This window comes from Pseudomonas sp. G.S.17 (genome assembly GCF_038096165.1).
In the GTDB taxonomy this organism is placed as follows: Bacteria; Pseudomonadota; Gammaproteobacteria; order Pseudomonadales; family Pseudomonadaceae; genus Aquipseudomonas.
Map to the genome: position 1 here is coordinate 1,154,509 of NZ_CP151076.1, position 12,668 is coordinate 1,167,176.

General features: G+C 59.6%; 11 protein-coding genes and 1 riboswitch. Of the genes, 7 read left to right on the forward strand and 4 right to left on the reverse strand.

Features of this window, described 5'->3' with window-relative positions; translation table 11 throughout:
• The first annotated feature begins 54 nt into the window (after positions 1 to 54).
• From AABC73_RS05170 to AABC73_RS05180, 3 genes are read left to right on the forward strand one after another with little or no spacing between them, the layout of a single operon-like run.
• Positions 55 to 237, forward strand: a complete 183-nt coding sequence (locus AABC73_RS05170; protein ID WP_003318204.1) for a CPXCG motif-containing cysteine-rich protein — start codon at positions 55 to 57, stop codon at positions 235 to 237.
• Complete coding sequence (locus AABC73_RS05175; RefSeq protein WP_341522719.1) at positions 237 to 497, forward strand: DUF2007 domain-containing protein; 261 nt, start codon at positions 237 to 239, stop codon at positions 495 to 497. The genes AABC73_RS05170 and AABC73_RS05175 overlap by 1 nt, the downstream gene beginning before the upstream one ends.
• 51 nt (positions 498 to 548) lie before the next feature.
• Positions 549 to 1,178, forward strand: coding sequence for an SOS response-associated peptidase (locus tag AABC73_RS05180; RefSeq protein ID WP_341522720.1), 630 nt, complete (start codon positions 549 to 551; stop codon positions 1,176 to 1,178).
• 46 nt (positions 1,179 to 1,224) lie between these two features.
• On the opposite strand, the gene AABC73_RS05185 is transcribed toward AABC73_RS05180, so the two are convergent.
• Positions 1,225 to 3,366: a methyl-accepting chemotaxis protein gene (locus tag AABC73_RS05185; protein ID WP_341522721.1), complete on the reverse strand. Its 2,142-nt coding sequence runs from the start codon at positions 3,364 to 3,366 to the stop codon at positions 1,225 to 1,227.
• A 232-nt stretch (positions 3,367 to 3,598) separates the two neighbouring features.
• On the opposite strand from AABC73_RS05185, the gene AABC73_RS05190 reads away from it, so the two are divergent.
• Positions 3,599 to 4,414, forward strand: a complete 816-nt coding sequence (locus AABC73_RS05190) for a M48 family metallopeptidase (protein ID WP_341522722.1) — start codon at positions 3,599 to 3,601, stop codon at positions 4,412 to 4,414.
• Positions 4,415 to 4,583: 169 nt separating this feature from the next.
• Here AABC73_RS05190 and AABC73_RS05195 read toward each other — a convergent pair whose 3' ends face one another.
• From AABC73_RS05195 to AABC73_RS05205, 3 genes are all read right to left on the reverse strand, one after another.
• Positions 4,584 to 5,168: a TMEM165/GDT1 family protein gene (locus tag AABC73_RS05195; RefSeq protein ID WP_065833254.1), complete on the reverse strand. Its 585-nt coding sequence runs from the start codon at positions 5,166 to 5,168 to the stop codon at positions 4,584 to 4,586.
• 89 nt (positions 5,169 to 5,257) lie between these two features.
• A riboswitch (yybP-ykoY riboswitch) is annotated at positions 5,258 to 5,377 on the reverse strand.
• A gap of 40 nt (positions 5,378 to 5,417) precedes the next feature.
• Positions 5,418 to 6,416: a class I SAM-dependent methyltransferase gene (locus AABC73_RS05200; RefSeq protein ID WP_341522723.1), complete on the reverse strand. Its 999-nt coding sequence runs from the start codon at positions 6,414 to 6,416 to the stop codon at positions 5,418 to 5,420.
• Between the two features lie 147 nt (positions 6,417 to 6,563).
• Positions 6,564 to 7,526, reverse strand: coding sequence for a 2-hydroxyacid dehydrogenase (locus tag AABC73_RS05205; RefSeq protein WP_341522724.1), 963 nt, complete (start codon positions 7,524 to 7,526; stop codon positions 6,564 to 6,566).
• 87 nt (positions 7,527 to 7,613) lie between these two features.
• On the opposite strand from AABC73_RS05205, the gene AABC73_RS05210 reads away from it, so the two are divergent.
• The 3 genes from AABC73_RS05210 (at position 7,614) to AABC73_RS05220 (ending at position 12,653) form a co-directional block, all read left to right on the forward strand.
• Positions 7,614 to 8,243, forward strand: a complete 630-nt coding sequence (locus AABC73_RS05210; protein WP_065833251.1) for a LysE family transporter — start codon at positions 7,614 to 7,616, stop codon at positions 8,241 to 8,243.
• Positions 8,244 to 8,678: 435 nt separating this feature from the next.
• The gene (locus AABC73_RS05215) at positions 8,679 to 10,355 is read left to right on the forward strand and encodes a fatty acid--CoA ligase (RefSeq protein WP_341522725.1); all 1,677 of its coding nucleotides are present in this window, start codon (positions 8,679 to 8,681) and stop codon (positions 10,353 to 10,355) included.
• Between the two features lie 360 nt (positions 10,356 to 10,715).
• The gene (locus AABC73_RS05220; RefSeq protein ID WP_341522726.1) at positions 10,716 to 12,653 is read left to right on the forward strand and encodes a DUF1302 domain-containing protein; all 1,938 of its coding nucleotides are present in this window, start codon (positions 10,716 to 10,718) and stop codon (positions 12,651 to 12,653) included.
• The last annotated feature ends 15 nt before the right edge of the window (positions 12,654 to 12,668 follow it).

The window sequence follows — 12,668 nt, forward strand, 5'->3', positions numbered from 1 at the left end:
CATCAGCCTTCAAATAGAGCGCGATTATACGCACAACTAGTCTTGGAGACCTTGATGCAGGAATTACAGAGTTACGACTGCCCTTACTGTGGCGAACCGGTCGAAGCGGTGCTGGACCTTTCCGGCGGCGATCAGCAGTACATCGAGGATTGCCCGGTGTGCTGTCGACCGATCGTTTTCGATCTGCAGACCGACGGCGAAGACTGGAACCTGGACGTGCGCAGCGAGAATGAGTGATGCAGAAAATCTACGAGCCGGAAAACCTGCTGGAGGGCGAGTTGCTGCAAGGCATGCTGGCCAGTGAAGGCGTGCAGGCGCACCTGACCGGCCGGGATTTGCTCGGTGGGGTCGGTGAACTGCCGATTTTTGGTGTGCTGGGTCTGTCGGTGGATAACGATCAGGCCGAACACGCACGGGAGTTGATCACTGCGTACAATGCAGCGCTGCCCGTGTCCGGAGACGAGCCGGACAATTTTCCCGACGTGCTGGTGTGCTGACGCGCTGCCCGATTCCGTTTTTTTAGCTGCCAGAAGAGTTTTGTTGCCCTCATGTGTGGACGTTATGCCCTGTTTCGTTGGACGCCCGCGTTTGCGGCCTTGCCCGGTTTTCCGGCTGACCAACAGGCGCAGTGGAACATTTCCCCGGCCGACCCGGTATTGATGCTGCGTGCCAGCAGCGAAACCGAAGGCGATCTTGAACTGGCCCGCGCGCGCTGGGGTTTGACTCCGGCCTGGCTGACCGATCTGTCGCGCACGCCAGCTCATGCCCGCGCCGAAACCCTGGTCGAACAACCGATGTTTCGCGATGCGTTTCGCTCGCGGCGCTGTCTGCTGCCGGCCAATGGTTTCTACGAATGGCGCGGCACGACCCGCAAACGGCCGTTCTGGCTGACGCCGGGGGAGGGCTCGGCCTTGTTTTTCGCGGCCATCTGGGAAGCGTATCCGGTGCAAGGGCATACGTATTTGAGTGTTGCGGTGGTCACCCAACTTGCCGCCAGCCAGCGCCGCCCGTTGATTCTCGATGCCCAGGGGCAGAAGGACTGGCTGGCCGCCGACACGCCGTTGCCCACCCTGCAAGCACTGCTCGCCAGCCCGCAAACCGCCCTGCGCGAACGGCCGCTGGCCAATCTGGTAAATGATCCGAAGCTCAACGCGCCGGAGTGTTTGACGCCTTTGTAGTGCTGTCTGCACTGTCGCCTTCCCGGACAAGTCCGGTCCTACCGAATTACACCTTGAACTGATTGATCAACCGCCGCTGCTGCTCGGCCAACTTGGTCAATTCGGCGCTGGCCTGGCTGGACTCGTCGGCGCCGCCGGCGACTTCGTTGGCGACCTGGCCAATATTGATCACGTTGCGATTGATGTCGTCGGCGACGGCGCTTTGCTCCTCGGCGGCACTGGCGATCTGGGTGTTCATGTCGTTGATCACCGACACTGCCTTGGTGATGGTGTCCAGCGCCTGCGCAGCATCGGCGGCATGGCTGACACTCTCGGCGGTCTTGCTCTGGCTGCCTTCCATGACCTGAACCACTTCGCGAGTGCCGCTCTGCAGTTGCTGGATCATGCTCTGGATTTCCTGGGTCGCCTGCTGCGTCTTCTGCGCCAGGTTGCGCACTTCATCGGCAACCACCGCAAAGCCACGGCCTTGCTCGCCAGCGCGGGCGGCTTCGATGGCGGCATTCAAGGCCAGCAGGTTCGTCTGTTCGGCAATCCCGCGAATGGTGGTCAGGATCGCGTTGATGTTCTCGCTGTCCTTGGCCAGCGTCTGCACGACAGTCACCGCTCGGCCGATTTCCACAGCCAGGTTGCTGATTGAATTCGAGGTGTTCTGCACAATCTGCATGCCTTCATGGGCAGCGCTGTCCGCATGGCTTGCCGCTTGCGCTGCCTGTGTGGCGTTGCGGGCGACGTCCTGAGCGGTGGCGGTCATTTGATGCACCGCCGTGGCGACCAGATCGATTTCCGACATCTGCTTCTGCACGCCCAGATTGGTCCGGATGGCGATATCGGCAGTGTGCTCCGAGGAGTCGCTGACCTTCTGCACCGAGGTCACAACCTGACTGATCATGACCTGCAATTTGCCGAGGAAGGTATTGAAACCCTGGGCAATCTGCCCGGTTTCGTCGGCCCGGTCGCTGTGCAGGCGTTTGGTCAGATCACCTTCGCCCTGGGCGATATCGTTGAGCATGGTGACCATTTGTTTGAGTGGCCGCGCGATCCCGCGTCCTACCAGCCAGATCACCAGCAAGCCGACGCCCGCGATCAACAAGCCGACCATGGCCATGCCGAAAATGTCGGTGTCGTGTTGCTTGCTCAGATCGCTTTGCAGCGTGTTCAGGTCGGCCATGACAGCGCTGAGGGGCAGCTGAATCATCAAGGTCCAGCGCGCATCGGTCGCGCCGATGCCAAATGGCATGTACACCTCGATGTGCCCGTGTTCCTTGTCAGTTTCGTAGCGCACCTCGCCAATGTTGATTTTGGCAAGGTTGGCGACTTCGCTGGCGTCCAGAATGGTGGTGGCTTTTTCGCCGAGCTTGGACGGGTCTTTGGTGTAGGCAACCAGTGCACCGTTGCTGGAGATCAAAGCCATTTCGCCCGCGCCGTCGTAGAGCTTTTTGTCAGCGGCTTCAAGCATGTCCTGAATGAAGTTCACCGACAGGTCCGCGCCAACGATGCCCTGGAAGGTCCCGTTGATCATGATGGGCTCGATGAACGACGAGAGCATGACCATTTTGCCGCCGACGCTGTAAGGCGCGGGGTCGATGACACAGGCTTTTTTGGTTTCCCGGGAGCACAAGTAATACTCACTTGAGCGCACTCCGGTGGACAACAGCTTGGTGTCCTCAAGGCTGGCGAGCTTTTCGAGTGCCAGGCTGCCGTCAGTCTTGCGGTACCACCATGGCATGAAGCGGCCATCTTTTGGATCGGCACCGGCGGTGGTGGAATCCACGTAAGCGGCGTCGTTGTGATCCACAGCGTTCGGCTCCCAACCAATGTAAGCGCCGAGAATCTTCGGATTCTGCTCCACGGTGTTGCGCAGCAGATTGAGCATTTGCTCGCGGCTGATTTTCAGCTGCGCATCGCCCTTGCTGTCATTGATGCCCAGCAACGCGTTGGTTCTGGCCAGGCCGGCGGTGATCAGCAGTGGCGTTTCCAGCTCGCGCTTGATATCGCTGGCCTGGGTCCGGGCGAGGGCACCCAGACGCGCTTCCACCGACTGCTCGAATTGCGCCAGGGTTCGTTGTTCGACCATCGTCTGGGTCCGCGCTCCAGAAAACAATGCATACAGCACTAATGCGACAACAACGCTGAGCACAATGGCGCCCGCCAGTGCAGCGATTGAAGACTGGATCGATTTGAACTTCATAGAGGCTCCGGACGTGAGATTACGTCTGAACTGTCTATCGGCTAAGCTTTATGGAAGCATGAATAACATCCCCTCAAATGGACGTAAATCGTACCAGTACGTCGTTATTGGATATGTCCGTTTGTTGGGAACCATCAGCCGGATCAGCTGACCAAAAGGGCTATCGGATGATCTCTGGCGTATTGGCTGTTCGCCGTCCAGAATCACCAGCATGTTTCCAGGGAGATTCACTATGCGTCGTTCAGTTGCCTTATGTGCCTTGAGTACCAGCTTGTTGCTCAGCGGTTGCCAGTCTGTAAACACCACCAGCGGGGATGCGGTGGGTGTCGAGCGCAAGCAATACATGTTCAGCATGCTTTCGACTGACGAAGTGAACAAGATGTACGCCCAGTCCTATCAGGAAACGGTGAAAGAGGCGTCCGGCAAAGGCGTGCTCGATACCACTAGCGCCAATGCCAAACGCGTGCATGCGATTGCCGACCGGCTGATTGCCCAGGCGCCGAAGCTGCGTCCGGATTCTGCGCAGTGGCAGTGGGAAGTCAATCTGATCAAGAGCGACGACCTCAACGCCAACTGCGGTCCCGGCGGCAAGATCATTGTCTACAGCGGACTGATCGACACACTCAAACTGAGCGATGATGAAATCGCCGCAGTCATGGGTCACGAGATCGCCCACGCATTGCGCGAACACGGCCGCGAAGCGATGTCCAAGGCGTATGGCGTAGCGATGGCCAAGCAGGGCGCGGGTGCCTTGCTCGGATTGGGGCAGGACAGCCTCGCGCTGGCCGATACCGTGGTCAATTACAGCCTGACCTTGCCGAACAGTCGCGGTAATGAAAACGAAGCGGATCTGCTCGGTCTGGAGCTGGCGGCACGCGCTGGCTACAACCCGAACGCGGCCATCACGCTGTGGGAGAAGATGAGCCAGAACTCCGGCGATTCCCCGCCGGAATTCATGAGCACTCACCCGGCATCGGCGACTCGGGTCGCTTCGTTGCAGGCGGCGATTCCCAAGGTGATGCCGTTGTATCAGGCTGCGAAGAAGTAACCGAAAAGAAGGAGCGAACGGTGGGAGGGGATTCGCGTAGGACCGGCTTTAGCCGGGAGGAGGCCAGCCCATTCGCAGCGGCTCTGTTGTCAGAACGCTCGCCCTCCCGGCTAAAGCCGGTCCTGCACAGTCTGTACAAGTCCATTCTTTGCTTAACGATCAAGGTTGATCAAACCCAGCCACTCACCTGCATCGCCTTGTACACCGCAACCAGCGCCAGCACGAAGAAGGCGCACGCCGCCAGGCGCCGGATCAAGGTCAGCGGCAGCTTGTCAGCGGCGAAGTTGCCCGCCAGGACCACCGGAACGTTGGCGATCAACATGCCCAGCGTCGTGCCGATGATCACTAGCCAAAGGTAGGAATATTGCGCCGCCAGCATCACTGTGGCGATTTGCGTCTTGTCGCCGATTTCCGCGATGAAGAACGCAATCAGTGTGGTCAGGAACGGCCCGAATTTGCGGCCATTGCCGGCTTCGTCATCGTCCATCTTGTCGGGGACCAGGGTCCACAATGCGGTGGCGGTGAAGCTCGCGGCCAGAATCCAGTGCAGCGTGGCGTCAGAAAAGAAACTGCCAAACCAGGCGCCGACCGCGCCCGCCGCAGCGTGGTTGGCCAGGGTGGCCGCGACAATACCGGCGATGATCGGCCAGGGCTTGCGAAAGCGCGCGGCGAGAATGAGAGCGAGCAGTTGGGTCTTGTCGCCAATTTCGGCAAGTGCCACGACAGCAGTGGGGACCAACAGGGATTCCAGCATCAGGGTTTTCCTAAGGGGCGGGTCGACACGGCTATGACACGTACGACCTCCCCGCCCCGGGTAAGGTGTTCGTGTCATAGGTCTGGTCAAACCACCGATCCGTCTGAGCGGATTCGGGGTCGTACGCACCATGGTCTGAGGACCAAGTATGTTGATGCGTACCGGACGAGCATGGCGCTCGTGGGAGACTACTCCCCTAGGACGGAGCGGATTCTGCCTACGCAGACCGCATTCGGCAAGCGCTTATTTTCAGGCGCGCTTGGCACGATAGATGCGGAAACCGTTGCCCTGAGCCTTGATCGCGCACACGCCCAGATGCTCTTCGATCAGCGGCTGATACTTGAGGAAGGCATTCGCCACCAAGCGCAGTTCGCCACCTGATTTCAGATGTTGGCGTGCTTTTCGCAGCAAGTTTTCCGTTGCCTGATAATCGGTATGTACTCCGACGTGGAACGGCGGGTTGCTCAGAATCGTGCTCAAACCCATGGGCGCCGCGTCGATTCCGTCGCCGGTCAACACCTCGGCTTCCAGGCCATTGGCGGCCAGCGTCAGACGGCTGCTGGCTGTGGCGAAGGCGTCCACGTCGAGCATGATCACGTTGTTGTGCGGGTAGCGACGTTTTACCGCAGCCCCCAATACACCGGCACCACAGCCGAAATCCAGCAGATTGCCGCTGGGCAGCTTGTCGATGTTCTGCAACAACAGCGCCGAGCCGCGATCCAGACGACCGTGACTGAACACGCCCGGCAGGCTGACAACTTTCAGCGGGCCATCATCCATTTCCACTTCGTAATGCTGGGCGAGGCTTTCCAGAGTTACCGCTTGCGGGGCTTCCTCGACCGTGACTTGCCACAGCTGGCAATGCCGCGCGCTGTCCAGCTTGCGCGCCCGACCGAACGGGCTCAACTGGCGGGCCGCCGCTTCGATGCCGCTGCGTTTCTCACCGACCAGAAACAACTCGCGGCCTGCCAGCCGCGAAGCCAGGGCATTGAGGATGTAGTCGGTCAGGTCCCGGGACTTGGGCAGGAACACCACGGCAGCGTCGAAGGCTTCTTGCGGCGCGTCGACGCCAAAGTGCGTGCGGCCTTCGAAACGGGCATCCAGCGCGGCTTGATCGCCCGCATGCCAGCACCAGCCGCGTGCTTCTGGCAAACGGCCAAGCAGATCATCCGCTGCCAAGCCGGCCAGCAGCAACGAGCCCTGAAACAGCTCGGCCTGACGGAGTAACACTTCACTGCGCGGGTCCATTGAAGGGCTCCTTGAAAAGGGGCGCAGTCTAGCAGAGCTTGGGCCATAGCCGGTTACGCCGAGGCATGAGTCCGTAGGAGCGGCTTTAGCCGCGAATTCGAACGTGAATGACGCTCTCCCGGCTGAAGCCGGTCCTACGAGCCGGACCTACACCACCCGCACCGGTTGACCGGCAAAGAACCCCAGCGCATTTTCCGTCACCTGGCTAACGATCCGTTGCCGTGCCTCACGCGCGCCCCAGGCGCTGTGCGGGGTGATGATCAGGCGCGGAATATCGCCAGCCAGCAGCGGATTGCCAGCCACTGGCGGCTCCAAGGTCAAGACATCCGATGCCGCGCCGCCCAGATGACCGTTGCGCAGCGCATCCGCCAGCGCCTGTTCATTGATAAGCCCGCCGCGCGCGGTGTTGATCACATACGCATGGGGCTTGAGCAGGCTCAATTCATGGGCGCCGATCATGTCGCGGGTGTGCTCGTTGAGCGGGCAGTGCAAGGTCAAAGCGTCGATCTGCGGCAGCAGCTCCTCCAGCGGCAAGCGATCCGCGCGGGCCGGGCGGCCGGGGATTTGTCCCAGCAGGACGCGCATGCCAAAGGCTTCAGCCAGCTTGGCCACCGCGCCGCCGAGTTCGCCATGCCCCAGCAAACCCAGGGTTTTGCCTTCCAGTTCGAAAATCGGGAAATCCAGCAGGCAAAACTGTTTCGACTTCTGCCATTGGCCGTGTTGCACCGCGTTCTGGTAATCCGGCAGCCGGGTGGCGAGGGCGAGCAACAACATCAGCGTGTGCTGCGCCACCGACGGCGTGCCGTAACCCTGGCAATTACACACCGTGACGCCGTGCTGGCGGGCGGCCTCCAGATCGACGTTATTGGTGCCGGTCGCAGTGACCAGAACCAGCTTCAAGTCAGGACAGGCGGCGAACGTGGCGGCATCAACCATGATCTTGTTACTGATCGCCACGGTTGCGCCTTGCAGACGTTCAATCACCTGATCGGGCGTGGTGCTGGCATGCAGCACCAAATCGGCGAAACATTCGCGCAGCGTGCTGAAGTCCAGATCGCCCAGATCCAGGGACGTGTGGTCGAGAAAAACTGCCTTACCGTGATTGCTCATCAGCTGTACCTGTTATTGGAAGTTTCGAAGGCTTAATGTGGTCAGCCTAACAGAGCGAAACGCTTGCTTACATTTTTGGAGAAACGCATGTATTGGGCGGAATTTCTGACCGTTGCCTTGATTCACCTGCTCGCCGTCGCCAGTCCCGGCCCGGATTTCGCCGTGGTGGTGCGTGAAAGCGTGACTCACGGCCGCAAAGCCGGGACCTATACGGCCATGGGTGTGGGCACCGCGATTTTTGTGCATGTGGGCTATTCGTTGCTGGGGATCGGCCTGATCGTTTCCCAGTCCATCGTGCTGTTCAACGCGTTGAAATGGGCTGCTGCGGCCTATCTGCTGTACATCGGCTTCAAGGCCTTGCGCGCCAAACCGGCCAACGCCAGCGACGCGCCGGTCAAGGTTGCGGTGGGCGAGCGCACCGCGCGCGGCGCCTTTACCAGCGGCTTTGTCACCAACGGCCTGAACCCCAAGGCGACGCTTTTTTTCCTGTCGCTGTTCACCGTGGTGATCAATCCACACACGCCATTGTGGGTGCAGGCGGGTTACGGCGTTTACCTGGCTGTGGCGACCGGCCTGTGGTTCTGCATGGTGGCGCGACTGTTCAGTCAGGAGCGTGTGCGTGCAGGCTTCGCACGCATGGGCCACTGGTTTGATCGGGCCATGGGCGCCGTGCTGGTGGCATTGGGCTTGAAGCTGGCGTTTACCGAGATTCGCTGATAAAGCCATCACACCACCTGGAATGCATTGCGTAGGACTGGCTTTAGCCGGGAGGAGGTCATTCCATGCGCAGCAGCTACGTCGTTAGAACTCTCGGCCTCCCGGCTGAAGCCGGTCCTACGGATCATCACACCACCTGGAATGCATTGCGTAGGACTGGCTTTAGCCGGGAAGAGGTCATTCCAGGCGCAGCAGCTACGTCGTTAGAACTCTCGGCCTCCCGGCTGAAGCCGGTCCTACGGATCTCTTGTCTGCTGCGGTATGGCGCGGTGTCAGCTTCAGGGTGAAAGCCTCCATGGTTTTGAGAGAAAGCTGGCAATTCGCCTTCCCTGACGCTCATCCAGCAAATCATCCCTTCGGCTGATTTGGCTGGCGGGCCGGGCCTCTAGAGTGCATATTTTCAAGCCTCGACTTTGCACTCGAAAAGGAACTCCCATGCTGCAGACCCGCGTTATTCCACCAGCCGATGGCGCCTATCAGTACCCCCTGTTGATCAAGCGGCTATTGATGTCCGGCAGTCGCTATGAAAAAACGCGTGAAATCGTCTACCGCGACACTGTTCGCTATACCTATCCAGAGCTTTCCGAGCGGATCTGTCGGCTGGCCAATGTCCTGACTGCCGCAGGCGTCAAGGCTGGCGATACCGTCGCGGTCATGGATTGGGACAGCCATCGCTATCTGGAATGCATGTTTGCCATTCCAATGATTGGCGCGGTGATCCACACGGTTAACGTGCGCCTGTCCCCTGAGCAAATCCTCTACACCATGAACCACGCCGAAGATAAGTTCGTGCTGGTCAACAGTGAGTTCGTCGGCCTGTATCAGGCCCTTGCCGGGCACCTGACCACGGTTGAGAAAACCCTGCTGCTCACTGATCTGCCGGAAAAGACTGCTGATTTGCCTGGGCTGGTCGGCGAGTACGAAACCCTGCTGGCGCAAGCGAGCAACCAGTACGAATTCGAAGACTTCGACGAAAACTCCATCGCCACCACGTTTTACACCACAGGCACGACGGGTAACCCGAAAGGCGTGTATTTCAGCCATCGGCAACTGGTCCTGCACACCATGGGTGTAGCGACCATTGTCGGCAGCGCCGAACGCTTGCTGGGCACCGATGATGTGTACATGCCGATCACGCCAATGTTTCACGTGCATGCGTGGGGCATGCCGTATGCGGCAACCATGCTTGGCATCAAGCAGGTGTATCCGGGACGTTACGACCCTGAATTCCTTGTCGAGCTATGGCGTAAGGAGAAGGTTACGTTCTCCCATTGCGTGCCGACCATCATGCAAATGGTGCTCAACGCCAAGGCCGCGCAAGACGTGGATTTTGCTGGCTGGAAGATCATCATTGGCGGCAGCTCCCTCAATCGCACCTTGTACGAGTCCGCCAAGGCCCGAGGCATTCAGCTGACCGGCGCTTATGGCATGTCGGAAACCGGGCCGCTGATTTCCGTTGCTCACTTGAATGACGAACTGCGCGCAGGCAGTGAAGACGAGCGCATCACTTATCGGATCAAGGCCGGCGTGCCGGGGATTCTGGTGGACGCGGCGATTGTCGACGAAGACGGCAACTTCCTGCCCGCCGATGGCGAGTCCCAGGGTGAACTGGTGTTGCGCGCGCCCTGGCTGAGCGAAGGCTATTACCGTGAGCCGCAAAAAGGCGCCGAGCTCTGGGCCGGTGGCTGGATGCATACCGGTGACGTGGCGACGCTGGACAGCATGGGCGTCATAGATATTCGTGATCGCATCAAGGACGTCATCAAGACCGGTGGCGAGTGGATCTCGTCGCTGGACCTCGAAGACCTGTGCAGCCGCCATCCGGCAGTGCGCGAAGTGGCCGTGGTGGGTATTGCCGATCCGCAGTGGGGCGAGCGACCTTTCGCGCTGCTGGTGATTCGCGACGGGCATAGCATCGACGCGCGGGATTTGAAGGAACACCTCAAGCCATTCGTGGAACTGGGGCACATCAACAAGTGGGCGATCCCGCATCAGATCGCGCTTGTTACTGAAATTCCCAAGACCAGCGTCGGCAAACTCGACAAGAAGCGCATGCGCGTAGACATCGTCGAATGGCAAAACAGTAACAGTACCTTTCTCTCGACGCTCTGATACCCAACCTGCCGCGCTCCTCGAGTGCGGCAGGTCCCGCCGACAGCCCCTGGACAAGCGCCTGCCTTGTCAAACACTGATTTCACTTCACTCTCCTCACCGGGCTCGCTGCAGCGATCGCGCGAAATACGGGTGCCAGAGGGTTTGATGCTGCAAATCACACTTTAGAGGGATCTAGCGCTGCAACCGGCTGGATATAGTCGGCACCAGGGGCTGGGTAAGAGCGCAAAAAGATGCAACGTCGTGTCGTGACCCTCTGGGTTACCCGATTAGTGTCAAAATCGGAGTTTCGACGAGAAGCCCGGTCGTTTTTAGCAGTACCCACTGCCAAAAAAAATAAAAGCACATGGAGTAGCGTCGATGACATCAGCAAACCAGTTCTGGCGCCGGGCGAGATTGCCCCTGGCCGTCAGCCTCGCTTCTACGCTCGCCGGTCCTGCATTCGGCGTCAGTTTCAACATCGGCGAAATCGAAGGCAAGTTCGACTCGTCGCTCTCTGTGGGCGCCAGTTGGTCGACTGAAAAGGCCAACAAGAACCTCATCGGCTCCAACAACGGCGGGCATGGCCTGTCGCAAACGTCCGATGACGGTCACTTGAACTTCAAACGTGGGGAGACGTTTTCGAAGATCTTCAAGGGCATCCATGATCTGGAGCTGAAATACGGCGACACCGGTGTGTTCGTGCGTGGCAAGTACTGGTATGACTTCGAGCTCAAGGACGAAGGGCGTCAATTCAAGGACATTAGCGATTCCAACCGCAAAGAGGGCGCCAAATCTTCCGGAGGCCAGATCCTCGATGCGTTCGTCTACCACAACTACAGCATTGGCGATGAGCCAGGTTCGGTACGTCTGGGCAAGCAAGTGGTCAGCTGGGGTGAAAGTACCTTCATCCAGAACGGCATCAACAGCATCAACCCGGTCGATGTTTCGGCATTCCGGCGTCCCGGCGCGGAAATCAAGGAAGGCCTGATTCCGGTCAACATGTTCTACCTGTCGCAAAGCATCACCGAAAACCTCTCGGCTGAAGGCTTCTACCAGCTGGAATGGGACCAGACCGTTACCGACAACTGCGGCACATTCTTCTCCCAGCCGGACGTGATTTCCGACGGCTGCGATAACAACCTCGCCGTATTGCGCAGTCGCAACGGCCTGAACAGCTCGCTGACCGCTGCAGGTTTGCCTGCCGGTGCTCGCGCCGCCGTGCTCAACTCGCTTGGTCAGCAAGGCGTGCGCTTCGGCAATCCTGATGAAGGCGCCATCGTGCGTCGCGGCCCGGACCGTGACGCCCGGGACAGCGGCCAGTTCGGCCTGGCAATGCACTACAACTTCGAACCGCTGGACACCGAGTTCGGCGCCTATTTCATGAACTATCACAGCCGTGCGCCGATCTTCAGCGGCAAAGGCGGCCCGGCCAGTGCCTACAGCGCGGCGGGTCTGGTGGGTTCGTTGGCGCGTAATGGCATTCCGGTCGCCACCGCTACCGCGTTGGCGCCGACGCTGCTGCCGGTCGTCGTCGCTGGCAACTCCAGCTACTACGTTGAATACCCGGAAGACATTCACCTGTACGGCCTGAGTTTCTCCACCACCTTGCCGACCGGCACGGCGTGGAGCGGCGAGGTCAGCTATCGTCCGAACGCTCCGGTACAGGTCAACACTACTGACATCCTGTATTCGGGCCTGTCGCCGCTCAACCCGAACGTTTCGGTGCTGACCGGTCGGCCGAACACCGATCAGCCGGGCTATCGCCGTAAAGAAATCACCCAGATGCAAACCACCTTCACCCAGTTCTTCGACCAGGTGATGGGCGCAGAACGTCTGACCGTAGTCGGTGAAGTTGGCTGGACCCACGTTGGCGGTCTGGAAAATACCTCAAAGGTTCGTTATGGCCGCGACCCAAGCTACGGTCCTGGCCCGCTGCCGGGTGGTCAATGCACCACGCTCAACGCCAGCACCTTGACCGGCGCTGCGCAGAACAACCTGAGCCGCTACTGCGAAAACGACGGTTTCACCACGGCCAACTCATGGGGTTATCGCGCCCGGGCCATCTGGGATTACAACAGTGTGTTCGCTGGCGTGAACCTGCGTCCGAGCGTTGCCTGGTCGCATGACGTCGAAGGTTACTCACCGGGTCCCGGCGGTAACTTCGAGGAAGGGCGCAAGGCTGTCAGCCTCGGCCTGGATGCCGAATACCAGAACACCTACACGGCGAACCTCTCGTACACCAACTTCTTTGATGGCAAGTACACGACTGTTGATGACCGCGATTTTGTTGCGCTCAGCTTCGGCATGAATTTCTAAGAACACGGTTTTCAG

Bases quoted from the DNA above. Each gene is read 5' to 3' on its own strand.
- AABC73_RS05170 (WP_003318204.1), top strand. From the start codon at position 55: ATGCAGGAATTACAGAGTTACGACTGCCCTTACTGTGGCGAACCGGTC.
- AABC73_RS05175 (WP_341522719.1), top strand. From the start codon at position 237: ATGCAGAAAATCTACGAGCCGGAAAACCTGCTGGAGGGCGAGTTGCTG.
- AABC73_RS05180 (WP_341522720.1), top strand. From the start codon at position 549: ATGTGTGGACGTTATGCCCTGTTTCGTTGGACGCCCGCGTTTGCGGCC.
- AABC73_RS05185 (WP_341522721.1), bottom strand. From the start codon at position 3,366: ATGAAGTTCAAATCGATCCAGTCTTCAATCGCTGCACTGGCGGGCGCC.
- AABC73_RS05190 (WP_341522722.1), top strand. From the start codon at position 3,599: ATGCGTCGTTCAGTTGCCTTATGTGCCTTGAGTACCAGCTTGTTGCTC.
- AABC73_RS05195 (WP_065833254.1), bottom strand. From the start codon at position 5,168: ATGCTGGAATCCCTGTTGGTCCCCACTGCTGTCGTGGCACTTGCCGAA.
- AABC73_RS05200 (WP_341522723.1), bottom strand. From the start codon at position 6,416: ATGGACCCGCGCAGTGAAGTGTTACTCCGTCAGGCCGAGCTGTTTCAG.
- AABC73_RS05205 (WP_341522724.1), bottom strand. From the start codon at position 7,526: ATGAGCAATCACGGTAAGGCAGTTTTTCTCGACCACACGTCCCTGGAT.
- AABC73_RS05210 (WP_065833251.1), top strand. From the start codon at position 7,614: ATGTATTGGGCGGAATTTCTGACCGTTGCCTTGATTCACCTGCTCGCC.
- AABC73_RS05215 (WP_341522725.1), top strand. From the start codon at position 8,679: ATGCTGCAGACCCGCGTTATTCCACCAGCCGATGGCGCCTATCAGTAC.
- AABC73_RS05220 (WP_341522726.1), top strand. From the start codon at position 10,716: ATGACATCAGCAAACCAGTTCTGGCGCCGGGCGAGATTGCCCCTGGCC.